Raw genomic sequence first — 26,381 nt, 5'->3', positions numbered from 1 at the left:
CAGCCAGCACCGGTACCTATAGACGCGCCAACCACACTGAGCAAAAGTCACCATCCCGCTCAGCCCACTGCGCAACACCAAACCCTCAGCTCAGCCCACGTATCCCTCGACACCAGACACTCGATTCCGCGTAAGCCCCACCAACTGACCAGAACTACCACCCAGTACAACTGAACAACAGCAGGCCACAATCAAGATCAATAAGCACACCACCAGCTACGCCATACTCACTGGCCGGGGAAATCGACATCGCCGACTTCCTGGTCGTCACCTTCCTGCGGACCAGCGAGCCAGGCGTCTACCGGATGCTGGGACGCCACCGCGCCGAACTGACCGGCACCAGCATCGACCCGGCGCTCCACCGCGACTCCAGACCCGGTGAACACGCCGAGCGATGGAAGGAACGCCTGCGCCAGGCCGGCGTTGCCCAGGAGAACCTCGACGGGGTGCTCGGGCTGCTTGGCCTGCTGTTCCCCGCAGTCCAGCAGGCCGTCGGCAACGGCGGCGACCCCCGCGCCTCGGCGCGCCGACGCGGGATCGGCAGCCAGGACTACTTCGACCGGTACGTCGTCTTCACCGTCCCCGCCGACGACCTCACAGAAGCCGTCTTCCAGCAGGCCCTCGCCCAAATGGCATCAGGGACTGAAGGCGATGAGGCCGCACAACTGCTGCTCCGGCTCAGAGACGACACCCACCGCATCATCCGGCGCATCGACCAACTACGCGCCGACAACATCCCCGTCCCCGCAGCCGCACTGCTCCAGGCCATGGCCGACAACTACGGCCAGCTGACCGCCGACCCGGAAGCCATGGGCCTGCTGGGCGCCGACCGAAGAGTGCGCTCAATGACCCCGAGCCTCCTCCTCGACCTGCCTCCCGACCAGCGTCCCGCCATGGTGGCGGCTATGGCAGCCACACCCTATGGAGCAGTCCTGGCCACCCGGACCCTCCACAGCGCCACCAACCCCGACGACACCGCCTCCGAACAGGTGACGACCACCGAACCATGGGCCGCCCAGGCCCGCGACGCCCTCACCGGCCGCCTGGCCGAACACCTCACACCAGCCGCCGCACGGCCCACCTCTGACCTCACCGACCAGGACAGCACCCTGATCTGGATGTGGCGCCACACCGACCCCGCCGGCATCCGCACCTGGCTACACAACCGCCTCGACCACGGATGGGAACTCCTCCCGCTCCTGGCCGCGCTCATCACGCCCCAGCAATTCCCGTTCCCCCTCCTCGACAACGACACCTGGGCCGGCCTCGACGGCATGTTCACCCACGACGACCTCTACACCCGCCTCACACCCCACCTCAACAACTCCCCCGACACCCCACCCCCCACCGACCCGCACCAGACCAACATCCTCCAAGCACTCCGCGACCGCCGACCCGGCCAACCCCAAACCACCCCTGACACCACCGGCACCCCCTCCTGAGCCCACCCCCGCACCCCCAGCCCACTCAAAGGAACAGCCACCCCCACAACAGCCGACCCACCCCACACAGGTCAGAAAACAGCAGCCGCTTGGTCACCCCATGACAGCGACCACAGCCCCGTCCTGCACCCGCTACCAGGACATCCACTCGCTAATCCGCTGACGCCCACCCGCTGCCACCGCACAGCCCACTCACACCCGCTCTGCGGCCGGCGGCCGCGGACGTCGTCGACGGCCCGCGGTCGCGTCGGCACCTGGCCGGGCTGGTCAGGTCAGGTCAGGTCAGGCCCAGCTTGGACAAGGCAGTGGTCCAGTCGGTGGCGATGGCCTCCTGGGCGGCGGCGAGGGTGACCTTGCCGGAGCAGACCGCGGTGTGCAGCTTCGTCTCCACCGGGTCCGTCTTGTTGTTGATTCCGCCACCGGACTTGTGACCGGGGTCGGCTGGTTCCACCCAGAGGTTCCTGGGGTCGTTGGGGTCGCCGCCAAGCTGAAGGCTCAGAAGATGATCATATTCGGCGTCCCCCAGGTGGCCTGTGTAGCCATAGGAAGCCGCATTCAGCTTCTTCTCCTTGCTGGTGACCGAGACGGGCGGCCGGATCCCCTTCGCGTAGCCACCTGGGCGGCAGATCGTCGACTTCAGGTTCTGCTAGGTCACAGCCGGCGAGGTGGCGCCTGGGGTGCACTTGGGATCCGGAAGCGGCTCGCCCTGTTCGTACCGGTAGTGGCAACTGCCCGCCGTGGCTGTTGCTGGACGGTGTACGTCGACTGCGGGCCAGCCCCGACAGGGATCGAATGCACCGACGCGTCGCTCGCAGACGCCGTCGCCGAGTGGGCGGCCGCGGGGCCGCCCACTCCAGACGAGCCCGAGCTACTGCCCGACGAAGCAGATGAACAGCCAGCCAACAGCAGACAGGAGAGCAGTACAAATGGCGCGGCGGAGTGGGTGGAGCGCATGACGACCTCTCACGTGCAGGCAATGGGTGAGCAGATGCTGCCCCAGTCGGCTGTGGCCTTACCGCGCGGGGACCGGGCGCGAAGGGGCACGAAAAAGTTCAGCGCTACGCCGTTGGCGCACAACGCACGAATCGCCCATCCTCGGGAGCGCCTCCCTGGGACGGGCGAGGGCCGGGGGCCATGATCACAAGGCACTCTTCGACTGGTTCTGTGCGCTGTGTCCCTGGGTCCGTGCCACTCGAGGTCTAGCATCCAGGTGAGGCGTGTCCGCTGAAGCGAAGGGGTGTTCGTGGCGCAGCTTGTGCGACGACAGCGCGTGAGCGCGTACGTGGGGTATTACGCGTTCGGGTTGCAGGAGTCCGACGACGCGGACCTGCCTGTTCCGTTCCCCGACGACTTCCACCGCGACGTTTTCCTCGGCACCCACCCCGGGCGTCTGGACATCACCAGCGGCGGCCACACCCACACCGCCACGGTGGACGCCGAAGTGTGGGACGCAGCTCCGCCGCTGCAGGATCCTGCCGACTGGGACGAGCAGGCCGAAGCCGCTATCGAGTCCACGAGCGGACAGCTTGCGGTGTGGTCCATGCACACGGGCCGCATGGACGACGTCATCACGCTGGCGGACTCGGGCGGCTCCTGGCACGTGCGGGTCAGCGGCGCCGGCCGTGCCGAGGCCGCTGCCCTCTCGGAGGGGGAAGGCACCGGTGTCGGCGTGGAGCGCTACCTCATCCAGTTCTGGCCTGCCGACCTGTAGGGCGGAAATGCTGCGGCGGGGGCGGTCGTGCCGTCGCCCCCGCCGAGTAAGGATCAGATCAGGCAACGATGCTGACGGTGAAGCCGTCTTCCAGTCCGTCGATGATGCGGTTTTTGGCGTAGAAGCTCTTCAGGATGAGGCCGCCGGCCTGGTTGTCGTCCCTGGGGATCGGCTTCACCGAGAAGTTGAACTTCTTGGCGTCCGGGTCGTACTGCGGCTGGGCGGCTCCTTCGTAGGTGCTGGCGAAGGGGTACTCGTCGCACTCTTTGCCCCCGCTGGCGTAGTTGGGCCCCCAGTAGCGCTTGCACTGCTTGACCGCTTCAGACCGGTTTTTATCGTTGCGGTCGCTGCTCACCGTGCGGTGCAGCGGTTCTTCAACCGTCTGGCCAGGCACCTTCTTCGCCGACATGTACGGCTTGGTGTCCTGCGGGACGAGGAAAGCCTGACGGATGTGCGCGGCTTCTGCCTGTTCTTCCGCTCCCTGCTTGGCGCTCAGAGTGAGCGTGGTGATGTAGCTGAACGTCGCGGCGCCCTTCTTGGCCGGGTTGCCGCCGCCGGTGGAGTTGGCCAGGTAGGAGGCGGAGTCCCAGCGCGGTGCGAGCATGACAGCTTGCCGCCGGTTGCGCCGCTGAGTTTCCAGGGGGCGGGGGCCGTGTAGCTCACGGCGGGCTCGTACACCGCGAAGATCAGGTCGGTCGTGCCGCTGCTGCCCTGTCCCGGGGAGGCGGTCACGGTCTCGTTGAAGGTGCCCGCAGCCTTCAGCTGAACGAAGGTCCTGCTCCCGGCGGGCAGACTGCCGCCGCGGGTGTAGCGCACCCGGGAAGGCCAGCTCTGCGGGATGTTCCCCTTCATTGTAATGGGCATGGAGGCGGCGCCGGTCTCGCCGGTGGTGACGAAGTCGGTGAAGTAGTACTGGAAGTTGATCCGGCTGTTGCTCGGGATAGTGCCGATCACCCGGAGGTTGAACATGCTCTCGCCAACCGGGCGGTTGTTCTGGACCCAGGTCTGCAGGAACGAAGCCCCGTCGCACACCGCGAAGCGTGACTTGACGAAGAACTTGTTGTCGCTGCCTAGGCCCTTCTTGCACTCATCGAAGGTCATCGTCCGGGCCGGCTCCGGAGCAGTCGCCCGCGGCGCCGCAGCAGACGCAGATCGCTCACCCGACCCGCCTGGCACTGCCGGCGAGCCGGAATCCCGCCGCGCTAGAGAAGCGTAGGACACCGCTGGTCCCACCGTCTCAAACGGCATCTGCGCCTGCGACTCTGACGCGGCGGCGAGCTTCCGCAGTCGTGCCAAGCCGTCTCCGTTCTGCAACTGCTCAAGCGACGGCTTCGCCGCGCCAACAGGCAGTACATAGGACTCCACCCGCAGCTCGCCAACGTCGTCCGCGCTCGCCGCCGAGGGCGTCGCCGTGAGGACCGCCACTGGCAGCATCGCGGCAGCGATCTGGCCGACGAGGCGCCTCACCCATCTGTGGTCCATGTAGTCGAACCCCCGAACTCATGCAGCGCCGGGCTCGAATGCCCGGCACTTGGCCGGAAGAACACCTACCGAACAAATGATCCACCCGCCCAGCGACGCGCCTGACATGGCGTGATCACAGCTGCGGCATGGCTGAGATCATGAAAATGGCGGCAGCCAACCGCAGCTGCCTCAGCCACTCACGGCTGGAGGGCAGGAGGGTGCGCACCGGCTCTACTCGTGCGTGTTGAAGCCGTTGCTACCGAAAGGGATGAAGGCGGGCGGCCGCCCCGCCTGCCCCGCGGCAGTTGCATGTCGTCCCGATACCTGCACCTGCATGCATGCCCTCACCGATACAAGCCTGGCCTGGTACTCCAGTCACCGACGTCGAGTTCGGCCCCAAGCTGTGTACCCGGGCAAATAATCAAGGTGTCCCATTCATGGGACACCTTGCGTTCCCCGATTCTGGGGCGGCTAATTTTCGAAGTTCCTATCGGAACGTCACAGTCACTTGTCCGCTGGATACATGGTGACCACTTCGTTGTATCCGTTCGCCCCGTACCGCTCGACAACGATGGTCACTTGCGTTGACGGTAGGCTGTTACCGCACTTTTCCGATCTCAGCCCCACATTGGCGTACGGGAACGTCTTCTCATAATACCCACTACTGTTGAGTTTCCATGCGCTTGCATCGGACAGGCCCGCGTCATAAATTTGCGACAGGGTCTTATTCGTCACACTCGGCAAGAAAAGACCTTTGGTCTGGTCGGCCTTGGTTCCGCCTTGGAAGTGGGAGTCGCGAATGTTATTGATCGCTCGCAGCGTCAAGAGAGGGAGGTTTCCGGAGGGAGGAAGGTTGTAGCAGTCATCAGCGCTGACGTTGGCGGCAATGAGGAGGGATTGGGGAGCCGCCGATGGCTGCGGTGCCTTGCAAGCGGCCTTAGTTTGCCGGAAAAGCGGTTGAGCTCCTCTGAATCCCTTGTAGTCGCAGGTAAGAAGAGCCCCTTCTACCGTGCAAGGGCCCGACGAGGTATTCCATTTCTGCCCTGCGGGTGCCTCGTAGACAGAGTGATAGCCTTGCTGCCATATGCCTGAACAGTCCTGCGCGGCCTGCTTGCACGAGTACCCAGTGCTTGCCGCAGTGAGATTTGCGCACCCAGCGCAAGAGCCCTTGGCTACTGTGTGAGAAGCACCTTTGGGGTCAACAACGAAAATAGTGAGTGATAGCGCCGCCGCAGGAATGGTGCATTGGACGCTTCCGTTGCCTGTCCATGCGAGTCCGGCAAGCATTGCTGGAGTTTCGTTGTCGTAGGTAACGGCAGCTGACGTGGTATACGGTGTACCGCTGCACGAGAAAGGTACAGGTGCCGCTGCGGAGGCTGTTTTGACTCAGGGGCGGGTCGGACTATGGATGGGAGGTGCTGCAGGCGTGCGCATGGCGCTTTGCAGGCTCGCCGGTTCCGTGGTATTTCGGGCAGCCAGAGCTGCGGCTTCGGTGGAACTTGCTAGGCCGAATGTTACGGTGAAGAGGCCCACCAGGATCGCTATGAGCCGCTGCCTCCGGACTCTTGCTACCTTCACTTCATACCCTTCATCTATTCATGATGATGTACGGGAAATATACCTATGCTGCACAGCAGTGTGTAAGTGGCGATGGCACCTACGACTGAATCTCGTCCGTACTTTCTTGCAAAAATGACCCATATGGAACTGAACAGGAAAAGGCCACTTAGTACACGTTGGTAACATTTAGCAGGATTACTGAGGTGCTTATCTCGTCGATGGCAGATTTTTCAAGCCATCGAATTCTCTAGTAGGGCAACAACAGCCTCATAGCGAGTGTTCTGTTCAGCGAGCTGCTCGGGCGTCAGATGCCCCTGCGAGGCCAAAGTCTCGGCAGTCAACTGGCCATGTCGGATCGACTCGAGGGTTAGAGCTGTAGCGACGGCTCCCCGAGCCAACAAGAGCTGGACCACATCCAGTTCCCCACTCCACGCTGCACTGCCCAGTGGGTCGCTTGATGGATGTCCGAACCCTTCCACACTAGCTCCGCAGTCCAGCAACATCTTCACGATGTCCACATGCCCCTGGGCGGCCGCTGCGGACAGAGGCGTGCTCTGCTGTTCATCAAGTCGTCCGTCCGGTCGTGCCCCTGCGGCCAACAAGAGGCGCACGACCTCTCCCATGCCGCGAGTAGCGGCATACCGCAGAGGAAGACTTTCGCTGTATTCACCGACCGGCTGGTCGGGGTCGGCGCCCGCGTCCAACAGCAGACGGACAACTGCTGGACGATTGCCGACCACTGCCAGATCCAGGGCACTCCGGTGAGCATGGGTGACGTCTACCGGGACGCCTTCTTGCAACAACCGTTGCACGCCTCCTGAATCGCCCGCGCCGGCGGCTTGCGTAAACTGCTCAGCCAAATCCATGGCGCCATGGTCTCCCACCTTGCAACCAGCCTGCAAAGGTGCCGATTGCTCAGACCTGACCAATGCTCCGCTTCACCGAGCCGAGGAGTGGGGGTGACACCGTGCGTCAGGCCGTCGCCGTCCTGATCGCCGCGCCTGCGGAGATGTATTTCGCGGAGCATCCGAGGCCGGACCGTCCCAGTAGGAAGATCAGGTGGCGTTGGGGTTACGCCCGATCAGCTGGGTCAGCAGCTCGACGATCTGCGCCTGATTGCGGTCGATCTTCTCCGAGAGGACGCGCACCTCGCCGGTGAGGCCGTCTACCTTCGCGTCGAGGTTGCCTGTCTTCTGATCAAGGTTGCCGACCTGGAGGCGCAGGGCCGTGAGATCGCTCTTGACGGTCCCGAACTCCCGGTCCGTCGTCTTGGCCACCTGTCCGAAGCGGCGGGTGAGCGCGGCGATCTCTCCCTGCGCGATGGGGCCCTCGGGCACGGCCGCCCGGTGCCGGTTCCGGCGGCTCGCAGTCGGACCGGCCCTGAGAATTTGGCAGGGCCCTGTCATTACCTGTGCGGTCCGGCATGGAGCGCAGCAACTCGGCCCGACCGTACCCGAGTTCTCGCGTTTCCCTCGAGTATGTGGAAATAGGACGTACCGCAAGCGCTTGCTGACGTCATGATGTGACCCTGCGTGGGGACGCAGTGGACCTTGGGGGTCTTATGGAGGCTTTGCGTGCGCCGGGGGCGGGGGATCCCGATCGGGCCGGGCCCTACCGAGTGGTGGGCCGGCTGGGGGCCGGTGGTATGGGGCGGGTCTATCTGGCCCGGTCCAAGGGCGGCCGGGCGGTCGCGGTGAAGGTCGTACGGCCGGAACTCGCCGAGGACCGCGAGTTCCGGCAGCGGTTCGCGCGTGAGGTCGCGGCCGCCCGCCGGGTGAACGGTGTGTTCACCGCGGGTGTGGTGGACGCGGACCCGGAGGCGGACCCGCCGTGGCTGGCCACCGCCTATGTGCCCGGTGTTTCGCTGGACACCGCCGTCGCCCGGCACGGCGCCTGGGAGGCGGGCCCGGTGACGGTGCTGGCGGCCGGGCTGGCCGAGGCGCTGGAGGCGATCCACCGGGCGGGGCTCGTCCACCGCGATCTGAAGCCGTCGAATGTGCTGCTCGCCGCGGACGGCCCACGGGTCATCGACTTCGGCATCTCGACCGCGACCGAGGCGAGTGCGATCACCCGTACCGGTGTGGTCATCGGCACTCCCGGCTTCATGTCGCCCGAGCAGCTCACCGGGGACCCGGTCGGACCGGCGAGCGATGTGTTCGCGCTGGGCGCGGTGCTCGCGTTCACCGCGTCCGGTTCCGGTCCCTTCGGCACGGGGTCGGCCCAGGGACTGATGTACCGGGTTGTGCACGGCGAACCGGACCTTACCGCGGTTCCCGAGTCGGTGCGGGGGCTGGTCGCACGCTGCCTGGCCAAGCGCCCCGAGGACCGCCCGTCCGTCGACGCGCTCCTCGCGGAACTCACGGACGCGGCAGGCGCGGCCCGTACGACGTTGCTGTTCACCAATGCGTCCTGGCTTCCGCAGGCGGTGGCCTCGACAGTTCGGCAGGCATGGGACGGGGCGGGCGGGGAGCCCGCGGCGGACGGGAGGGAGGCACCCCCGGACCACAACGGGGCGGCTCCGTACGGCACCTCGCGGCCCGCGGGCGGCGGACATCCGCCGAGCCCCGGCCCCGCTGTCCCCTCCGCGCCGGACCACCAGGCCCCCACCGCGCCGGGGCCGGTTCCGCCGACGCCGCCCCCGGCGTACACGCCCACCGCGATGGTGTCGGACAGCGCGGGAAGTGGTTCGGGCTCCGGCACTCCCCCGCCCGGTACTCCCCCGCCCGGAAGTCAGCCACCTGGCGTCGGCGTCCTGCCGACTCCCGTGCCGGGGAGGCCGGGAGGCTCCGGGGGCTCCTCCCGGAGACGGCGCGCGGCCGTGGTCGGATCAGTCCTCGCCGCGGTCCTGGTGATCGGGCTCGGGGCCTGGCAGGCGGACGCGCTGTTCGGCGGCACGCCCGGCTCCGGAGGCGGGACCTCGACGTCGGGCTCGTCGCCGTACGCCTCTCCCTACACCTCTCCGGACGACTCCCCGTACGAGGACACCCCGAGCCCGGCGGACACACCCACGCCCGAGAACACACCCACACCGGAGGACAGCCCGACGCCGGAGGACACACCGACTCCCGAGGAGAGTCCCTCGTCCCCGGACACGAGCACCGTCGGTCTGACGGGGCAGTGGAACGGCAGCTATGTGTGCAACCAGGGCATCACCGGTCTGGTGCTCACCATCGAGCAGTACGACGACGGCACGGCGAGCGCCGTGTTCGCGTTCTATCCGGCGCCCTCCAACCCCCAGGTGCCGCGGGGCTCGTTCGCGATGGCCGGAGGCGTCCAGAACGGTGTGCTGACACTGCGGGCCACCCACTGGATCAACCAGCCGCCGAATTTCCTGACGGTCGACCTCCAGGGCTCGTTCGCCCCCTCCACACCGAACCATCTCGACGGGCGGGTCTACGGGCCGAACTGCACGACGTTCTCGGCCGACCGCTCCTGAGCGCCCCCGCCGGGGACCGGCGTCACCCGGCCGTCATCATGCTGATCAGCCGCGCCCCGGCCCTCGGCGGAGGCGATCCGGGGCATCTGGTCCTCCGCCCCGACAGCGACGTCCGCCACGGCCGTCCGGAGTGCGGTGCCGAGTTGGGCGCGGGAGGTGATGCCGAGCTTGGGGAAGATGCGGTACAGATGCGCTCCGACCGTACGGTGCGACACATAGAGGCAGGCGGCGATCTGACGGTTTGTCAGTCCCTCAGCGGCCATGGTCGCGATGCGCAGTTCATGCGGGCTGAGGGTCTCGCGCGCGTGCGGCACCCTCAGGCCGCTGTACTCCCCCGCGGCGCGCAGCTCCAGCCGGGCGCGTTCGCTCCAGTACGGAGCCCCCAGGCGGTCGAAGGCGTCGCGGGCCGCGCGGAGCGACTCCCGGGCCCGGGCCGCGCGGCGTTGGCGGCGGAGCCAGGTGCCCTGGGCGAGGAGCAGTCGCCCGTGAAAGAGCGGCCAGTCGTCCGGATCGTCGGCGAGGGCGTCCGCGAAGAGCTGCTCGGCGCTGTCGTCGTCCGCGAGGACGGCACGGACGTAGCCGCGGCACATACGCATCATCGGTGACGGCAGCCGTTCCGCGACCTGCTCCAACTCCTTGAGGACGGGCCGGGCTTCGCGCTGTCGTCCCAGATGCCGTGCGGCGTCGGCGAAGTCGGGGGCGGCCCACCACCGCTGGTCGTGATGGGCGGGGCCGGCCGGGTCGAAGACCCGCCCCAGCCGGGTGAAGGCCTCTTCGTGGCGGCCCGCGACCAGAGCCGCCGTGCCGCGCGCGTGCTGAAGGGCGCACTGCATAAAGGCGACCCCCTTGACCAGCGGGCTGCCCTGCGCTTCGCGGGCCAGTTCTTCGGCGGCCTCATGGTCTCCGCGTTGGGCGGCGAGCATGGCCAGGTCGACCTTGGCGGACAGTGCCCAGAAGGAGTCGCCGATCTCCTCGGCCAGTTCGGCGGCCTCCTGCGCCTCGGCGCGTACCCGGTCCCATTCGCCGGTCCACACTCTGCACCAGTTCCCGGCTCCCAAGGTGCGGGCCAGTACGGCCAGTTGCCCCGACGCCCGGCAGGCCCCAGCGACGGTGCGGACGTAGGCCGAGGCACGGTGGTAGTCGCCGAGGATCACCGCGGTGCTGCACAGAAAGCGCAGCGCCTCCCCCTCGACCCGGGCGGTGTCCAGTCGCCGCATGAGGGAGAGGGCCCGGCGGCCGTGGATCTCGGGCTGCGCGAAGGCGAGGATCCCGAGCCGGCGGGGATCCTCCGGAGGCAGCGCCAGCGGCTGCACGGCCTCGGCCACGGCCTGGCGGACCGCCGGCGTGACGCAGGCCCACCAGCAGCGGGAGGCGGCCCGCCACAGCAGATTCACGGCCAGGGTGGTGTCGCCCGCCGTCCTGGCGTCGTGTGCGTGGCCGATCAGTGCCCGGATCCGTGCGGTGTCCCCCAACTCGCCGGGGGCGACGACCTCCTGGACCGCGAGCAGCCGTCCGCGCTCCACCGGGCCGAGGAGGCGGGGGTCGGCCTTTGCGGCGAGGTCCGCCGCGGTGCTGCGCTGTCCGACCTCACCGGCCAACTCGGCGGCGTAGAGCAGCAGGGAGGTGCGGCGGGGCGCGGCCTCGGCGAGTTCGGCGGCTCGGCGCAGGGCGGCGACCGCCGCCATCACGGCGCCCCGCTGCCGGGACCGGGTGGCATAGGCCTCCAGTTGTACGGCGATGTCCTCATCGGTGGCCAGAACGGCGGCGGCGCGGTGCCAGAGTTGCCGGTCGGGCAGATCGTCGAGCTGTGCGGCCAGGGCGCGGTGTGCCGCGAGCCGTTCGGTCAGGGACGACTGGGCGTAGATCGCCGACCGCATCAGGGGGTGACGGAAGCGGAACTCGGCTCCGGCGGGCTCGATCAGCCCCGCGTCCAGGGCCTGTTGCACCTCGTGCGTGCCCACTGGGCTGCCGCAGGCCTCCCCGGCCGCGGCGAGCAGAGGTCCGGTGCCGCAGCGGGGGTCGGCGGCCAGTATGGCCAGCAGGGCGCGGGCGGGCGCGTCGAGGGTGTCGACCCGGGCGGCGAAGGCGGCCCGCAGCCGGGCGTTGAGGGGGAGGGCGCCGGGAGGCACGACATCGTCCCAGACCTGCGGCAGTTCCACGAGGGCCAGCGGGTTTCCGGCTGCTTCGGTCAGGATCCGGGCCCGGACCGGGGCCGCCAGTGCGGGTGTGCTCGCGTCGAGCAGCGCGGCGGCGGCCCGGTCGTCCAGGCGTCCGAGGCACAGTTCGGGGAAGCCGGTGCGGCGCAGCGGATCGGCCGGGTCCACCACGCGGGTCGCGCCCAGGACGAAGACGGGTTCGCTGCCGATCCGGCGGGCGACGAAGGCGAAGACGTCGGTCGACTGGGTGTCGACCCAGTGGACGTCGTCGACGAGGACGACGACGGGGCGGCCCGACGCGGCGTCGACGATCAGTTCGAGGGCGGCCAGGGCCACCGTGTAGACGTCCGTGACGCCGTCCTCCAGGCCCAGTGCGGTGCGCAGTGCGCGGCGCTGGGCGGTGGGGAGTCCGGACACCCGGTCGAGCAGCGGGTACAGCACCTGGTGCAGGGCCGCGTAGGCGAGCCGGCACTCCGACTCGACCCCGCTCGCCCTGAGGACCAGGAGGTTCCGCGCGGCCGCCTCCCGTCCTACGACGTCCAGCAGGGCGGACTTCCCGATGCCCGCCTCGCCGCGCACCACCAGCGGCGATCCCTGTCCGATGGCGGCCCGGTCGAGCAGGTGGGTGAGACGGTCGATCTCACGGTCGCGTCCCACCAGTTCTCTTCTGTTGTCGTCTCGCAACCGCCCGACCCTTCCATCGGCTATCCACGCTCCGGACGCGGCGTTCGTCCGACCCGGCCGGGGCCGGTCCGGTCCTGGCCACTGCCCGGTCCCGGGCCGGTACGGCCGCCTTCCCGGTCCTGGCGGGTGTCCGGCACCGGTCCGGTCCCGGGCCGGTCCTGCCGCCCGCCCAGTCCTGCCGCCTCCCCGGAGCGGGCGGAGACGGCCGGGCGGCCGCCTCCGCGGTGCGCGGCGGCTGCTGCCGCTCGCGTCGCCGCCGAGGAAGTGGGCCTGCCGGGGTGCGCCGCCGCCGGATGAACAGCCGGATGACCAGCCGGATGACCAGCCGGATGACCGGACAGCGCCGGGAACGCTTCCGCCCTCTCCCCCGAGGATGGAACCGCCGTCGCTGTTGCGGACATTGGCCGGTGTAGAGGCTGGCACGGGACGGCCGGACGGGCCAGGGACCAGCGTGCTGTGCTCTGGTCCCACCCTGCCAAGTGGGCCATGATGGCCGCCGGGAGCACCGGCGGGGCCCGGCTCCGCGGGCCGGGCGCGGTCACCGGCCGAAGACACGGTCACGGTCACGGTCGACAACCTGTTAGCGTCAGCCCTGCACATGGGGGGCATGGGGGGTGAAACCGGATGACAGGGCTCTCGGGCAGGGTGTGTTCCGGACTTCGCTTCTCCGGACTTCGCGTCTTCGGTGCGGCGGCCGTAGGCCCTCCGCCGTACGGCACCGGTCCGAGCGGCTCGCACCGCTCCCGGGACGGAGGCCGGGGCGTATGACCATCCTCTTCGACGTCGAACCGTTCGCCGCGGCCGAGCGGGAAGAGGCCTACCAGGCGGCCCTGGTCGCGGCCACGGCCCCGCACCGGGTACGTTTCCTGGCGCCCGGTACCAAGATCCATGCGAGGGTCTCGCGCAGTGTGCTCGACCGGGACATGGCTCTGCTGCGCACCGAGACGGCGGCCGTCGTCCATGAGCGCGGAGAGCCTGAACTCCGGCACGAGGGACCCCAGTTGCTGGCGTTCGTGCTGCATGACGCGGGGCCGGGACAGTACGAGCACGCCGGGCACGGCCGACCACTGCGCCGGGGCGAGCTGTGCGTCACCGACCTGAACGGCGTGTTCGCCTACCGCCGCCCCGAAGCCGGGGTCGCACATATCGTCCAGGTGGAGCGCGCACGGCTCGGCGTGTCCGTGGAGACGGTCCGTCTGGCCGACCACAGGCTGCCCGGCAGCCCCCTCTACGACCTGGTACGGCGGCACATGGCCGCCCTGGTGGACCAGGCGCCGCTGGTGGAATCGCCCGAGGCGCAGGAGGCCCTGGCCCAGGCAACGGCCCATCTGCTGCGCGGTCTGCTGATCACCGCCGTCGACGACGGCAGGCGCGGCCGCGAGGCCGTGCAGGACCAACTGCTCGCCCGCATCAGGCTCTACGTACAGCAGCACTGCTGCGATCCGGGACTGGATCCGGCCCGGATCGCGCAGGCGCATGCGATCTCCGTCCGCCATCTGTTCCGGCTGTGGCAGTCCGAACCGCTCGCGCTCACCGAGACGGTCATGGAGTTGCGCCTAGAGGCCGCCCGGCGGCGGCTGCTGGCCCAGCCCCGGTCACCCGTCGTCGCCATCGCCAGGGCTTGCGGTTTCTCCGATGCCTCCCACTTCTCCCGCCGCTTCCGCAGGGCCTGCGGCTACGCCCCGGGCGAGTGGCGGGACCGCCACCGCGGCGGCCCGACCTCCTAGAGCGTGTCCGACGGGTCGGTGCCGAGCTGCCGGACGTGCCTTGGACGTCGTCTCAATTGGTGGCTGGTGGCGTGGATAGTCGCTTGGCAGCCGTACTGTGAGGCCGGTTGAATGTGTTGGTGAGCGACTACTGGACACCGGCGCATCAGGCGGTCGAGCAGGAGGACGCAGAGGCCCTGGCTCGGTTGCTGGCTACCGGGTCCGATCCCGATGAGGTCTTCGGCAACATGACGCTGCTGACGCACGCGATCGACATTGAAGGCGATGGCTCCCTGCAGAGCGGGCAGCCATTGACTGTGCACACCACGGCCGTGTTGCTGGCCTTCGGGGCTGATCCTGAACGCGCAGCCCCAGACGGCCGCACCCCCATGGACATGGCCAATCGCTTTTGATGCTGCGGCCTCGTAGCCATCGCCAGCTTGCGCCTGCCCCTGTCAGAGGGCACTCCCGCGCTTCTGCGTCCCAAAGCGCCTGGAGTTTGCGGCGGGACGGACGGAGCGCCCGGCACGCTCGTGTCGTTCAAGTGCCGCGCCCACCCAACTGGCGGGGCGGGGCCAACGGTTCGGATCAAGGGAGATGTGCACGAAGCGTCTTGCCACCACACTCGGACCGGGTCGCGCTGTGCGCCTCCAGCGGGAGCGGATCGACGTGCATCCCGGCGTTGGCGTTCGACGCTTTCTCCTTCGAGGCGAAGGCGTCGCACAACGCGAAACCGGCCTCGCGCGGGATGCGCCCGCTGTCCCACCGCAGGGCCTCGACCGGGCGGTGATCTGCCACGCCGCGTCGCCCGGGGCATCGTGCCACTTCATGCCGAAGCTGCGGAGTGATGTCGGGGCCGGCCGCCAGCAGCGGCACCCCGCGCCACCACAGGGTTCGACAGGACGATCTACCGCCGCCGCAACGAAGTCGAGCGGAACGTCAACCGGCTCATAGCCCGAAGCAGTCGTCGTCCTGGTCGCGGAGCAGAACTTGCACCGTATGCGGATGCGGCCACGGCAGCGACTCCAGGTGCTTGAGCAGGCCTGCGCGGGCACGCCTTTTCTCGAACTCCAGGGCCCATCCGAACTCGTAGCCCCACTGCCCCGCTATCGGGACGAAGCGACCTCGCCACGTGCGCTCTGGATCGTCCCGGGTCAACGGTTCCATGACCTCGTCCGACCAGCGGGCGAGCACGATGACCTCGGCGTCTCTACTCATGCCGGAGCATCACCGCATCCGCCCAATCCACCGCGACCACATTCCTCAACCGGCCGACGCGGGCAACGGTTGTCGGACTCCGGCTGCCCGTTGCGCGAGCGGGCCACGGGGTGTCCCGGGCGGGCGGCCGGCCGGGGCCCGCGGGTGCGTGCCTCGGCTCCGGTCGTCAGACCTCCCGCATCGCCCAGCTGTGCAGTCCGGTCGCCAGTTCGTCGGGGTCCGACGGGCAGGGCAGGCCCAGGGCGGTGACCACGTTGCGCAGCATGCCGTTGGCGAAGAAGCGGAACACGTCCTGGGGCGGGACCCCGCTCGCCCCGGCGACCGCCCGCCAGAGCCGGGCCAGGCAGGACGCGGCCTTCTCGCGGAACTCGTCGTCGTCGAGGGCGGCGCAGTACACCTGGAGCTGGAACTGGAGCAGACGGGTGTCCGTCAGCAGCTCCTGGTAGCGCCGACGGACCGCGTCGATCGCCTCGTCACCGGTCAGCCCCTCGGCCGCCGTGGTCAGCTCGGCCTCGGTCCGGGCGAATCCCTCCTCGACGGCCGCCAGAAAGACCGCGCGCTTGTTGGGGAACAGCCGGAACAGATACGGCTGGGACACGCCCGCCCCCTGGGCGATCGCGGTCGTCGAGGCGGACCCGAAGCCGCGTCGGGCGAATTCGGCCACCGCGGCCTGGAGAACCACTTCACGCCGCTCGGCTGCACTCATACGGGCCATGGCCATCCGTTTCCCTGCTTGTCCTGACGATCCCGTCCCCGACCGTAGCGGGCCGAGCACCGCGCGCGGTGCCCGGCCCGGGCAGCCCCGGCTCCGGGGACGCGCGGTCAGCCCTGGGGGGTGCGGGCCCGGTCCCGCAGAGTGTCCAGCAGCGGAGTCGTGGTCTCGCCGGGAGTCCAGTCCGCGCCCAGGCCGCCCCGCAGCTCGCCGTCGATCAGGACCTTCTTGTACACCTCGTCCCCGGCGTGCTGGGTGAACTCGATCGTCAGAGCCAAGGGGTCCAGCCCCAGCGCCTCCCCGACCAGCTCGTGGAGTGCTTCGGCGAAGCGCTCGCGCTGCTCCGGCGAGCGCCCCCTGCGGATCTCCAGCGACAGCACGGCGGCGGGCGTCGGGTCGCCGTAGCCGCAGTGCCAGACGCCCCCTTCGCCGAGTTCACGGAAGGTCACATCGACCAGGTCCGGGGTGGTCTGCATCAGCTCGGCGTACAGCTCGCCCATGCGCTTGGCCAGCGCCCTCTTGGTCTCGGTCGGGTAGTGGGCGGGGACATCCAGCTGTAGATGCGGCATGGCGGCACTCTCCTTCGGTGTGGATTTCCGGGGTGGATTCCGGCGTCAACAGATTAGTAAGTTATAACTCACTCACTTAGAGGTCAAGGAGAGTCCCCCGACGGGAAGCCCAGGCGCAGCGCGGGACGGTTTCGTGACATCCGTCACAGCAACTTGGGGATCTATGCGGGTCCGTTAGTAGATGCCGCTTTGGCGACATAAGGAATTTGTCCGGCTTGCCACCGCTCACGGCGGGCCGGACCGCACACCCGTCCGGCCGCCGAGCGCTCTCCCCCATGTTCCGGACCGGGCCGTTTTCTGACGAGGCACCAGGGTCGTACGCCTCCGCCGCCGACCGGACCAGCATGCCGCCGCTCGCGCCGCAAGGCCGCTCCGGGTCTACTAAGCACAGTAGTAGGAAGCCTCTTTGCCCTTCGTACGGAGCCCTACCAAGAATCGACCGGCAGAACGTCGCCGCAGTTCAGACCGATTCTTGAGGTCACGCATGGGAAAGCATCGCAAGGCCGGGCACTACCGGCGCATAGCCATCGCCGCCGTCGCCGTGGGAGCCGTGGGTGTGCCCACCGCGGCCCTGGCATGTGTGGACTGGCGGGACGGCGGGGACCGGGGGACCCACACCACCGCGAAGACCTCGACCCCGGTGTCCTGGGACCACACGGACGGGCAGGGCCGCCGCCCCGCCGCGGCGGACGGCAGCGCGACACCGTCGGCGACCCCCACCCCCTCGGCGAGCACCTCCAAGCCCGCGGCGCCGAAGCGCAAGCCGAGCACCAAGAAGACGTCGGCCCCCCACCCTCGCGCGAGCAGGACCACCAGCACCCCCAGCGCCCCGAAGACCTCCTCCCCCGTCGCCGCCGCCCCCGCCCCCAGGGCCACCGCGTCCAGCGCCACCGCCCGTGTCGTCGAACTGGTCAACGCCGAGCGCGCCAAGGCCGGTTGCTCGGCCCTGACCGTGAGCCCGACCCTCGCCAAGGTCGCACAGGCCCACAGCGAGGACATGGCGGCCCACCGGAACATGTCGCACACCGGGTCCGACGGCTCCTCCCCGGGCGACCGGATCACCCGGGCCGGGTACGACTGGAGCAGCTACGGCGAGAACGTCGCCTACGGATACGCCACTCCCGAGCAGGTCATGGAGGGCTGGATGGCCAGCCCCGGCCACCGGGAGAACATCCTCAACTGCTCGTTCAAGCAGATCGGCGTCGGTCTCGCCCAGCCGGACAGCTACTGGACCCAGGACTTCGGCACCGCCCAGTAGCCGGTCCCCGCTCACCCTCGGCCGTCGCGCGGGGCCCGGCCCGCTCCGGCGGGTAGGGTCGGCGGGAGGCCGGACATCCGGCCCGCCCGACCATGAGCGGCTCAGGAGACACGGTGCGGCAGGAGCACGGCAGCCCGGACAGCGAACTGCGGTACCGCAAGGTCGCGGCCGAACTCCGTGAGGCGATCGTCTCGGGCGAGTACGCCACCGGCGCCAAGCTCCCTCCCGAGGGGACGCTCGCCGAACGCCACGGTGTCTCCCGCGGCACGATCCGGCACGCGCTGGCGGTCCTGCGGGCGGACGGCCTGGTCACCTCCCGCCGCGGAACCCGGCGCACGGTGCTCGGCGGCCCCCGGGCGCAGAGCTTCTCGGAGCTGCTGAGCTTCACCAACTGGGCCCGCTCCATCGGCGAGACACCCGGCGGCCGGATGGAGCAGGTGGAGCGGCGCCCTGCCGAGCCCTCCGAAGCCGCCCAACTGGGCCTGGAGGCGGGAGCGGAGGTGTATCTCGTACTGCGGGTGCGGACCCTGTCCGGGACGCCGGTGATGGTCGAGCGTTCGCTCTACCCCGGTCCGGTGGGCCGACTGGTGGCCGAACTGCCGCCGGACGTCGTCTCGCACACCGAGGCCCTGCTCACGCATGGGGTGCTCTTCACCGACGCCGACCACACCATCGACCTGGCGTGGGCCGACACCGACGACGCCCGGCTGCTGGACTGCCCGCCCGGGCAGGTCCTGCTGCGCGAGCGGCGCCGCAGCACGGATCCGGCGGGAGTGCCGGTGGAGTGGTCGGAGGACCGGTATCTGCCCGGCACCATCGCCTTCACGGTGCACAACTCCGTGGCGGCCTCCACCCTGGGCCGCCACCACAGCCCCCGTACGGCGCCCGGCAGTTGACCCGGCCGGTTCACCGCGCCCCCTGGAGGCCGTCGATCATCAGGCCGATGGTGAAGTCGAAGCGGTCCTGGACGGTCCCGGCGGTCAGTTCGGCGGCGTAGCGCTTGGTCTGCGGGAAGGTGTCGGGCAGCGCGGCGAACCGGCGGAGCAGTTCGTCGCGGCTGACGACCCAGTCGTCGCCACTGCGGCCGAGCCGTCGCCTCGCCAGGGAGACTTCCAGGCTGTACGCGTTGACGTAGAGCGACAGCGAGTCGACGCCCCAGGCTGCGGTCTCCGGTTCGATGCCTCCGGCGAGCAGGAGGGCGAGCATTCCCTCGCTGACCCGCAGCGTGTCCAGATTGGACGGAGCGGCGGCGAAGGCCGCGCGGGAGATCCCGGGGTAGCGCAGATACTGGTCGCGCAGTTGGGTGCAGACTCCGATGATCTGCTGGCGCCAGGCGGCGGGATCCGGCTCGGGCAGGTCGAGTTCGGCGCACAGGCGGCCGATGAGGAGTTCGTCGAGGTCCTCCTTGTTGACCACATGGGCGTAGAGCGAGGACGGTCCGGTCTCCAGCGCGGTGGCCACGCGGCGCATGGTCAGGGCTTCGTAGCCCTCTTCCGCCACGATGCCGAAGGCGGTGTCGATGATGGCGTCGACCGTGATCGGCTTCTTGCGCCCACCGGAGGGTCCGCGCCGGGTTGCGGGTGCGTCCGGGCCGGGTCCGAGCTGGTGCCGCGCTGCGCGCCGTTCCTGCGGAGTCGGTGACATACGGGCAGTCTAGCGAATCCACGAACAGCGTTCCGCGTCACTAAGAACGGTGTTCGTATTGAACAGAATGATGTTCCATTGTAGAACGGTGTTCGTGTCCATTACTCAGCAGTCTTCCCAAGCGCCCAGCACTCCTGTGCTTCCGCTGCGCACCGCATGGCTCGTCCTGGTCGTCGTGTTCCTGGCCGACGTCATGGACCTGATCGACTCCAGCATCGCCAACCTCGCCGGGCCATCCATCCGGGCGGACCTGGGCGGCGGCCCGGTCACCGTGCAGTGGGTGCTCAGCGCCTACACCGCGGCCTTCGCCCTCGGCCTGGTCACCTCGGGACGGCTCGGCGACCTGCTCGGCCGCCGACGGCTCTTCCTGCTCGGCATGACCGGCTTCACCCTGGCCTCGCTGGCCTGCGGTCTCGCCCCCGACCCGGTCTTTCTGATCGTCGCCCGCACGGTGCAGGGCCTGTGCGGATCGGTGATGATCCCGCAGGGTCTGGCCCTGATGAAGATCGTGTTCCCGCCCCAGCACCTGCGCAAGGCCCTGATGCCCATCGGGCCGCTGATGGGGCTGGCCACCGTGGCCGGGCCCGTACTGGCCGGCTGGCTGCTCCGTCTGAACCTGTTCGGCAGCGAGTGGCGCTCCATCTTCCTGATCAACATCCCGTTCGGTGTGCTCGCGCTGGTGCTCGCCCGGCGTGTGCTGCCGCACCGCGGCGGGGAGGACCCGGCCGCCCGCCTCGACCTCACCGGCGTCGGCCTGCTCACCGCGGCCTCGGCCCTGCTCATCGTCCCGCTCATCCAGGGACGCGAACTCGGCTGGCCCGCCTGGACCTACGTCATGATGGCCGCCTCGGTCGCCCTGCTCGCCCTGTTCGCCGTCTCCGAACGGCGCAGCGCGCACCCGGTCATCGCACCGTCGCTGTTCCGCAGGCGCAGCTTCGTCGTCGGCCTGATGATCGTGGGCGGTTTCTACGCCTCCCTCAGCGCGTTCGTCCTCGTCATCAATCTGCTGCTCCAGCAGGGCCTGGGCTGGACCCCGCTGCACACCGGCCTCACCCTGCTCCCCTGGGCCCTCGGCACCGCCGTCGCCGTGCTGCTCGCCGGTGCCGTACTCGCCGAGAAGCTGGGCCGTGCCGCCCTGCATCTGGGGCTGTCCCTCGCCGTGATCGGCCTGCTGGCCCTGTGGTGGTCCGTCGCCCACTGGGGCGCGGACATCACCGTCTGGAAGCTGGCGCCCGCACTGGTGCTCACCGGCTTCGGCTCCGGGCTGGTGTTCGTCCCGCTGTTCGACTTCGTCCTCGGCGACGCCACCACCGAGGAGGTCGGCACCGGCGCGGGCACACTCAACGCCGTACAGCAGTTCGCCGGTGCCATCGGCGTCGCCGCGCTCGGCACGGTGTTCTTCACCCGGGCCGGACACGCGTCCGTCCCGTCCTGCCTCGCCGCCGCGGAACTCGTCTTCGGCATCGCCGCCGGGCTGAACTTCCTGACCCTGCTGCTGGTGGGCCTGCTGCCCCGGCACGCCCAGCGGGCGCACGGCTGAGGAAGGTCCCAGCCGTGCGCCGCAGGGGCGGGGCGTCAGCCGCGCAGCAGTGCGGTGAGCAGCGGGAGGAAGTGCTCGAACGGCGGGGTGCCCGCGTCCGGGTCCTTCGCCTCCTCGTCCCAGCGGCGCACGGCGACCGCGTCGGCGGCACCCGGCAGCGCGGCGAACGCGGCCGCCTGCGCCGGGGTCATCACCCCGCCCTGCACCTGGAGGGTGTACTTCGACGCCTCGGACAGCCGGTCGTGGTAGCCGGGCTCCACCGCGCACAGATAGCGCTTGGCGGCCACATGCAGGCGCACCGGCTCGGTGACCTCGGGCCCGAACCAGCGGCCCAGCAGATCGGCGCCGGTGTGACTGTGCCGGTTGTCGGTGCCGGCCATCAGCTCCCGGCCGGTGACGACGTCCTCCTCGACATGTCCGACGTCGTGCAGCAGAGCGGCGGCCACCAGGTGCGGCGGGGCACCGGCGGCCTGCGCCAGGGCCCCGGCCTGGAGCATGTGCCGGCCCATCGAGACCGGCTCGCCCAGGTACTCGGTCGACCCGGCCCCGGCGAACAGCTCGGCCAGCGGCTCCAGGGTGTCCGCGCGGCGCAGTACGGCCAGGGTGCTCTCCAGGCCGTCCAGATCGGCGTAGCAGCCCTGGAGGTGGCGGGCGCCGTCCTGCGCGAAGGCCGTACGGGCGTGCAGCAGCCGGGTGTTGTCGAAGACGAGGCAGTCCCCCGGCACCAGGCGCAGGTCCAGGCGCAGTTCCTCGCGGAGCAGCACCTCCGCGAAGGTGCGGTACGCGGCGTAGAAGGACTCCAGGGCGTCGGCGGGCAGCCGCAGGGTGCCGATCGAACGGTTGTTGAAGCGCACCTCCCGCACCCGGCCCAGCGGGTCGGTGCCGATCAGCGGGCGCTCAGCCCGCAGCTCGGTACCCGCGTCGCGGAAGACGAAGGGCACGGGGGTGCGGGTGAGGACCTCGAAGGCCTCCGGGTCCTCGCGCCGCAGCAGCGCGGCGGCGGCGAAGCCGTCGACGAGGCCGGAGTCGCCGCCGTCCGCGTCGTTGACCAGGCAGTGCAGCAGCTGGAGGGTCGGCACCGGGTCCCGGTAGGGGTTGTCGGTGTGCGGTGTGATGGCTGACGAGGTAAAGGCGAGGTTGTTCGGGTCCGGCTCGACGCGCACATCGAAGAGCTTGCCGTAGTTGGTCTCGCGGACATGGCCGAAGGTCTCCGCCACGGCCAGCACCTGCTGCTCGCGCAGCGGCACCCCGCGCAGCACCATGAAGCCCAGCCGCACCACGGACTCCAGCATCCGGGCCCGGACGGCCGGACGCTCCAGGTAGTCGGTCCAGTCGGCCGCGGGCAGCCGCGCGGACAGGTCGCGTGCGGTCCACAGCTCCTTTCCGGCCTCGGTGCGCCGGTCGCGGCGGCCCATCTGCCCCGGCCGATGGGCGTCGAGCCAGGCCAGCGGGTAGACCGAGCGGTGCCCGTTGGGGGCCCAGACCACCTCGACGGCCGGATCCCCGGCCGTGTCGGCGGCGGCCGTGGACCCGACCCGCAGCCCTGCGGGCAGGGAGCCGATCTGGAAGAGCTTCTGCCCGGACCGCGGATCGCGGCACTCCGGGCAGGGGCAGTTGTCGCGGAGCCACATCACCGGCAGATCACCGATCGGGAAGCTGGGCAGGGCGGGCACGTTCACTCCTCGGGGCAAAGTTGTATAGCCAACTTCGTCGACCGTCACAGGCGGAGGAGTCCGGGGGGTGACCCGGAGATGGCGGCACGGCGAATCCCGCCAGATGGCCGGAAGGGGGTGGTCTGGGGGCTCGGGGCGTGTCATGTCCCGGCTGGGCGGTACGAGGTGTACTGCCGCGTGGCCGGGCGGGAGGGGCGTTCGGGGCGCCAGGTGGCCACCAGGGCTCCGGCGAGGAGCAGTTCGGCGAGATCACCGCCGTAGTACATGATCTCCGCGCCGCCCTGGACCTCGGGGACCGGGGCGTGGATGTCCACCCAGAAGCCGCCGTACATCAGTTGCGCGACGATGGCGTGCAGGGCGATGGCGCAGCCGAGGACGACCAGTCGGGTGCGGACCGAGGGGCGCCCGGGGGCCGGGTCGGGTCCGGCGATGACATGGGCAAACAGGCAGCCCGACAGCAGGAAGTGGGCGCCCAGCAGGACATGTCCGGCCGGACGGGCCATGGCGAGGTTGTGCAACGGGGTGAAGTAGAGGAGGGGGAGGCTCCCGGCGGACAGCAGCAGGGCGACGGCCGGGCGGGTGAGCAGCCACGCGGGGCGGCTGTGCAGCAAAGCGGTGACCCGGCGGGCGCGGGGCGCGGGCAGCGTCCGCAACAGCAGGGTGACCGGGGCGCCGAGCACCAGGGTGAGCGGAGCGTACATGCCGAGCAGTAGATGCTGGGCCGTATGACCACGGAAGTCGGTGCGGGCGAGGTCCCCGACCGGCGGCAGGAGTGCTACGGCGAGCAGGGCCAGCCCGGCGGTGAAGGCGGCCGTGCGCCAGGGGTTCCAGCCACGCACCGGGTTGCCGAGCCGGGCGCGCCGGGCGAGGAGGAGATAGCCCGCGGCAGCCGTCAGCAGGGTGACGACGGTCGGTACCGTCGCCCACTGGTCGATGCCGGTGCCGGTGCCGGTGCCGTGGTGCATGTGCGGGGCGTCGGGGTGCATCAAGCGCCCGGCGCCGACGGGCGGGTGACGGGAGCGTCGGGATCGAAGGGCTGCCCGCCGCGCTGGAGGAGCCATCCGAAGCCGACCAGCAGGGCGCCCAGGACCAGGAAGGCGATGTCCCACCAGACCTGGTACGGGCCGCCGTGCACATGATGGATGCCGAGGATCTGGTGGTCCAGAACGCCTTCGACGAGGTTGAAGAGGCCCCAGCCCACCAGGGTCCAGCCCCACAGCACCCGGGACGTCCACACCCGGCGGCGGCCGTGGGTGACCCGGGAGTAGAGGACCGCGAGTCCGGTCAGTACGGCGATCCAGCACACGGTGTGGAAGATGCCGTCCCACAGGGTGTTCATCTCCAGCCCGGAGACGGTGTGGGGGTCGTAGTACTTGACGCCGATGCGGTCGTGGTTGGTGCTGCTGAGCATGTGGTGCCACTGGAGGAGCTGGTGCAGCAGGATGCCGTCGACGAAGCCGCCCAGGCCCACCCCCAGCACGATGCCCGGCAGCTGAAGGCTGACGGGCGAGGGCCCCGCCAGGGCCCCGTCCGCGGTGGTGGTCGCCATCGGCCTCCCTTTCTCCGTGCCGTCCGGGCATCCCGGTTCTCCCCTGTGTGCATATCCCGGCCGGGCGTCCGCGGCGCATCCGGCGCGGCCGGTTCCTCCGCACGGCCTACCGGGGTGCGGGGCGGCTGCGGCGGTCGGCCTACGGCGGGAGGGTGAGGCGCCCGGGACCCGCGGCGAACGGACTGTCCCCGAGCGTTGTCGGTCGGCGGCCGACGGCGCCACCATGAGAGGTGCCCGGCAGACCAAGCCCGCTTGTCCACGGCCAGGGGAGCGCAGAGCATGGATCACACCCGGAGGGCGGCTTCCGACGACGGGAGGGGTCCTTGGACGAACCCCCTCGCACAGCTTTCCCTGGAGCAGTTGCGCAAGCGTACGAGCATGAAGTGGCGGGTGCATCCCCCGGATGTGCTGCCGCTGTGGGTCGCGGAGATGGATGTGCCGCTCGCACCCACCGTGGCCGAGGCCCTGCACACGACGATCGACCTCGGCGACACCGGTTACCCGCACGGGACCGCGTACGCCGAGGCGGTCGCGGAGTTCGCCCGTGACCGGTGGGGCTGGGACGATCTGCGCATCGAGCGGACGGCGATCGTGCCCGACGTCATGATGGGCGTAGTCGAGGTGCTCCGGCTGGTCACCGATCCCGGGGACGCCGTCGTGGTGTGCTCACCGGTGTATCCGCCCTTCTACGCGTTCATCGCCCACGACGGCAGGGAGGTCGTCGAGGCGCGGCTCGGCCGGGATCTGCGGATCGATCCGGCCGCCCTTGAGCAGGCGTTCGTACGGGCCCGGAGCGGCGGCCGTCGCGCGGCGTTCCTGCTGAGCAATCCGCACAACCCGACCGGGGTCGTCCACACCCGCGACGAACTGCGGACCGTCGCGGGACTGGCGCGGGCCCACGGCGTTCGGGTGGTGTCGGACGAGATCCATGCCCCGCTGGTGCTGCCCGGTGCCGTCTTCACGCCCTTCCTCCGCGTCCCGGGCGCCGAGAACGCCTTCGCGCTGACCTCAGCCTCCAAGGCGTGGAACCTCCCCGGCCTCAAGGCCGCGCTGGCGATCGCGGGACCGGAAGCGGCCGACGAACTGCGCCGGATGCCGGAGGAGGTCGGCCATGGGCCCAGCCATCTGGGGGTCATCGCGCACACCGCGGCCTTCCGCGAGGGCGGGGACTGGCTGGACGACCTGCTGCGGGGGCTCGACGACAACCGGCGGCTTCTTGGGCGGCTCGTCGCGGAACACCTTCCCGGTGTCCGGTACGTCCCCCCGCAGGGCACCTATCTGGCCTGGCTGGACTGCACGGAGCTGGGCCTGCACGACGACTCGGTCTCCGACGGCCCCGGTGTGGTGAGCGACGTGGCCGGACCGGCGAGGCTGTTCCTCGACAAGGCCCGGGTGGCGCTCAGTTCGGGGCATGTCTTCGGTTCCGGCGGGGCCGGGTGCGTCCGGCTCAACTTCGCGACCTCGCCGACGATTCTGCGCGAGGCGGTGACCAGGATGGGGCACGCGCTGCGCGAGCTGTGACGAGGGCGGGGGACGGGGCAGGGCCGACGGAAAAAGACCGCCCCGGAACTCCGGGGCGGTCTCTGCGGAGCGCCGGGCAGGGCTCACACGTGCATGTCCCCGCACCCGCAGGAAGCGGGATGTCGGCGCCCGGGTGCCTGGCAGCGTCAGCAGATCGTGCCGGGCCGGGCGGCGGTGGCCCTGAGCAGGTCTCGCAACAGGTCGAAGTCGACGTTCTCCGGCCTGCGGAACCTAAGGCAGCCCTTGCCCATGTCCTGCCCGGACAGCCGCTCCTCGAACGCCTCACGGACGTCACTGCGCAGGAGATAGAAGGAGAGGTACTGCTTCTGGCCGGCGAAGGCGATCTCGCAGACGCCGTCCCGCTCGTATGCGGGCATCCCGTACGCCATGACCTCGTCGAAGCCCACCAGTTCCGCACGGCACAGCCGCCGCACCCTGGCCAGCACAGCCCTGCGTTCCCCGGGAACCTCGGCCAGGTAACCGTCTACGTCGTCCGCCGAGCTCCGCACCATTCAATGAGGCTATGCCGGATGTGAAG

Annotated in this window: 24 protein-coding genes and 1 pseudogene; 9 read left to right on the top strand and 16 right to left on the bottom strand. The window is 69.8% G+C overall.

Translation table 11 applies throughout. The annotated features are described in order from the left end of the window. The first annotated feature begins 305 nt into the window (after window positions 1–305). Window positions 306–1,442, top strand: a complete 1,137-nt coding sequence (locus tag ACIHAA_RS19110; protein ID WP_399818550.1) for a hypothetical protein — start codon at window positions 306–308, stop codon at window positions 1,440–1,442. Window positions 1,443–1,719: 277 nt separating this feature from the next. Here the strand turns inward: ACIHAA_RS19110 and ACIHAA_RS19105 are convergent, their stop codons facing one another. Next, the gene (locus ACIHAA_RS19105; protein ID WP_399818548.1) at window positions 1,720–1,893 is read right to left on the bottom strand and encodes a hypothetical protein; all 174 of its coding nucleotides are present in this window, start codon (window positions 1,891–1,893) and stop codon (window positions 1,720–1,722) included. Between the two features lie 792 nt (window positions 1,894–2,685). Between ACIHAA_RS19105 and ACIHAA_RS19100 the strand changes: the two genes are divergently transcribed. After that, on the top strand, window positions 2,686–3,153 hold the full coding sequence (locus ACIHAA_RS19100; RefSeq protein ID WP_399818547.1) for a hypothetical protein: 468 nt from the start codon (window positions 2,686–2,688) through the stop codon (window positions 3,151–3,153). Window positions 3,154–3,211: 58 nt separating this feature from the next. Here ACIHAA_RS19100 and ACIHAA_RS19095 read toward each other — a convergent pair whose 3' ends face one another. The 5 genes from ACIHAA_RS19095 to ACIHAA_RS19075 form a co-directional block, all read right to left on the bottom strand. Further along, a complete protein-coding gene (locus tag ACIHAA_RS19095; protein ID WP_399818545.1) occupies window positions 3,212–3,757 on the bottom strand; it encodes a NucA/NucB deoxyribonuclease domain-containing protein in 546 nt (181 codons plus the stop codon). Then, window positions 3,646–4,620, bottom strand: a complete 975-nt coding sequence (locus tag ACIHAA_RS19090) for a hypothetical protein (RefSeq protein ID WP_399818543.1) — start codon at window positions 4,618–4,620, stop codon at window positions 3,646–3,648. Before ACIHAA_RS19090 ends, ACIHAA_RS19095 begins: the two co-directional genes overlap by 112 nt. A gap of 501 nt (window positions 4,621–5,121) precedes the next feature. After that, on the bottom strand, window positions 5,122–5,442 hold the full coding sequence (locus ACIHAA_RS19085; RefSeq protein ID WP_399818541.1) for a hypothetical protein: 321 nt from the start codon (window positions 5,440–5,442) through the stop codon (window positions 5,122–5,124). Between the two features lie 965 nt (window positions 5,443–6,407). Continuing rightward, on the bottom strand, window positions 6,408–7,043 hold the full coding sequence (locus tag ACIHAA_RS19080; protein WP_399818539.1) for an ankyrin repeat domain-containing protein: 636 nt from the start codon (window positions 7,041–7,043) through the stop codon (window positions 6,408–6,410). Between the two features lie 189 nt (window positions 7,044–7,232). Continuing rightward, the gene (locus tag ACIHAA_RS19075; protein WP_399818537.1) at window positions 7,233–7,514 is read right to left on the bottom strand and encodes a hypothetical protein; all 282 of its coding nucleotides are present in this window, start codon (window positions 7,512–7,514) and stop codon (window positions 7,233–7,235) included. Between the two features lie 224 nt (window positions 7,515–7,738). Between ACIHAA_RS19075 and ACIHAA_RS19070 the strand changes: the two genes are divergently transcribed. Continuing rightward, window positions 7,739–9,613 carry a serine/threonine-protein kinase gene (locus ACIHAA_RS19070; RefSeq protein WP_399818536.1) on the top strand — a complete coding sequence of 625 codons (1,875 nt, stop codon included), beginning with the start codon at window positions 7,739–7,741 and terminating at the stop codon, window positions 9,611–9,613. On the opposite strand, the gene ACIHAA_RS19065 is transcribed toward ACIHAA_RS19070, so the two are convergent. Beyond that, window positions 9,571–12,426 (bottom strand): AAA family ATPase, encoded by a 2,856-nt coding sequence (locus tag ACIHAA_RS19065; protein WP_399818534.1) that lies wholly within the window; start codon window positions 12,424–12,426, stop codon window positions 9,571–9,573. The genes ACIHAA_RS19070 and ACIHAA_RS19065 overlap by 43 nt on opposite strands. 791 nt (window positions 12,427–13,217) lie before the next feature. Between ACIHAA_RS19065 and ACIHAA_RS19060 the strand changes: the two genes are divergently transcribed. After that, the gene (locus tag ACIHAA_RS19060) at window positions 13,218–14,180 is read left to right on the top strand and encodes a helix-turn-helix domain-containing protein (protein WP_399818532.1); all 963 of its coding nucleotides are present in this window, start codon (window positions 13,218–13,220) and stop codon (window positions 14,178–14,180) included. Window positions 14,181–14,299: 119 nt separating this feature from the next. After that, window positions 14,300–14,572 carry an ankyrin repeat domain-containing protein gene (locus tag ACIHAA_RS19055; RefSeq protein ID WP_399818530.1) on the top strand — a complete coding sequence of 91 codons (273 nt, stop codon included), beginning with the start codon at window positions 14,300–14,302 and terminating at the stop codon, window positions 14,570–14,572. Between the two features lie 175 nt (window positions 14,573–14,747). Here the strand turns inward: ACIHAA_RS19055 and ACIHAA_RS19050 are convergent, their stop codons facing one another. The 4 genes and pseudogenes from ACIHAA_RS19050 to ACIHAA_RS19035 all read right to left on the bottom strand — a co-directional run bounded on the left by ACIHAA_RS19050 (window position 14,748) and on the right by ACIHAA_RS19035 (window position 16,658). After that, entirely contained in the window at window positions 14,748–15,035 is a 288-nt protein-coding gene (locus ACIHAA_RS19050) for a hypothetical protein (protein ID WP_399818528.1), read from the bottom strand. A 75-nt stretch (window positions 15,036–15,110) separates the two neighbouring features. Beyond that, window positions 15,111–15,377, bottom strand: a pseudogene (locus ACIHAA_RS19045) (hypothetical protein); the annotation flags it as partial. Window positions 15,378–15,543: 166 nt separating this feature from the next. Next, window positions 15,544–16,092 carry a TetR/AcrR family transcriptional regulator gene (locus ACIHAA_RS19040; RefSeq protein WP_399818526.1) on the bottom strand — a complete coding sequence of 183 codons (549 nt, stop codon included), beginning with the start codon at window positions 16,090–16,092 and terminating at the stop codon, window positions 15,544–15,546. Window positions 16,093–16,199: 107 nt separating this feature from the next. Beyond that, window positions 16,200–16,658, bottom strand: coding sequence for a tautomerase family protein (locus ACIHAA_RS19035; RefSeq protein WP_399818524.1), 459 nt, complete (start codon window positions 16,656–16,658; stop codon window positions 16,200–16,202). 484 nt (window positions 16,659–17,142) lie between these two features. Here ACIHAA_RS19035 and ACIHAA_RS19030 point away from each other — a divergent pair, with 484 nt between their 5' ends. Then, window positions 17,143–17,916, top strand: coding sequence for a CAP domain-containing protein (locus tag ACIHAA_RS19030; protein ID WP_399818522.1), 774 nt, complete (start codon window positions 17,143–17,145; stop codon window positions 17,914–17,916). 113 nt (window positions 17,917–18,029) lie between these two features. Further along, entirely contained in the window at window positions 18,030–18,812 is a 783-nt protein-coding gene (locus tag ACIHAA_RS19025; RefSeq protein WP_399818520.1) for a GntR family transcriptional regulator, read from the top strand. 10 nt (window positions 18,813–18,822) lie between these two features. On the opposite strand, the gene ACIHAA_RS19020 is transcribed toward ACIHAA_RS19025, so the two are convergent. Continuing rightward, on the bottom strand, window positions 18,823–19,560 hold the full coding sequence (locus tag ACIHAA_RS19020; RefSeq protein ID WP_399818518.1) for a TetR/AcrR family transcriptional regulator: 738 nt from the start codon (window positions 19,558–19,560) through the stop codon (window positions 18,823–18,825). Between the two features lie 94 nt (window positions 19,561–19,654). On the opposite strand from ACIHAA_RS19020, the gene ACIHAA_RS19015 reads away from it, so the two are divergent. After that, entirely contained in the window at window positions 19,655–21,100 is a 1,446-nt protein-coding gene (locus tag ACIHAA_RS19015; protein WP_399818516.1) for a DHA2 family efflux MFS transporter permease subunit, read from the top strand. Window positions 21,101–21,135: 35 nt separating this feature from the next. On the opposite strand, the gene ACIHAA_RS19010 is transcribed toward ACIHAA_RS19015, so the two are convergent. The 3 genes from ACIHAA_RS19010 to ACIHAA_RS19000 all read right to left on the bottom strand — a co-directional run bounded on the left by ACIHAA_RS19010 (window position 21,136) and on the right by ACIHAA_RS19000 (window position 24,322). Further along, window positions 21,136–22,773: a TauD/TfdA family dioxygenase gene (locus ACIHAA_RS19010; protein ID WP_399818514.1), complete on the bottom strand. Its 1,638-nt coding sequence runs from the start codon at window positions 22,771–22,773 to the stop codon at window positions 21,136–21,138. A gap of 140 nt (window positions 22,774–22,913) precedes the next feature. Then, window positions 22,914–23,738 (bottom strand): cytochrome c oxidase assembly protein, encoded by an 825-nt coding sequence (locus ACIHAA_RS19005; RefSeq protein ID WP_399818512.1) that lies wholly within the window; start codon window positions 23,736–23,738, stop codon window positions 22,914–22,916. 20 nt (window positions 23,739–23,758) lie between these two features. Then, the gene (locus ACIHAA_RS19000) at window positions 23,759–24,322 is read right to left on the bottom strand and encodes a DUF2243 domain-containing protein (RefSeq protein ID WP_399818510.1); all 564 of its coding nucleotides are present in this window, start codon (window positions 24,320–24,322) and stop codon (window positions 23,759–23,761) included. Between the two features lie 279 nt (window positions 24,323–24,601). On the opposite strand from ACIHAA_RS19000, the gene ACIHAA_RS18995 reads away from it, so the two are divergent. After that, the gene (locus ACIHAA_RS18995) at window positions 24,602–25,843 is read left to right on the top strand and encodes a MalY/PatB family protein (protein ID WP_399818508.1); all 1,242 of its coding nucleotides are present in this window, start codon (window positions 24,602–24,604) and stop codon (window positions 25,841–25,843) included. Between the two features lie 146 nt (window positions 25,844–25,989). Here ACIHAA_RS18995 and ACIHAA_RS18990 read toward each other — a convergent pair whose 3' ends face one another. Next, window positions 25,990–26,355: an iron chaperone gene (locus ACIHAA_RS18990; protein ID WP_399818506.1), complete on the bottom strand. Its 366-nt coding sequence runs from the start codon at window positions 26,353–26,355 to the stop codon at window positions 25,990–25,992. Between the last annotated feature and the right edge of the window lie 26 nt (window positions 26,356–26,381).

The sequence above is a fragment of the Streptomyces sp. NPDC052040 genome (assembly GCF_044548405.1).
In the GTDB taxonomy this organism is placed as follows: domain Bacteria; phylum Actinomycetota; class Actinomycetes; order Streptomycetales; family Streptomycetaceae; genus Streptomyces.
The sequence above is the reverse complement of the archived record's forward strand: the minus strand, read 5'-3'. Positions and strand labels throughout refer to the sequence as shown.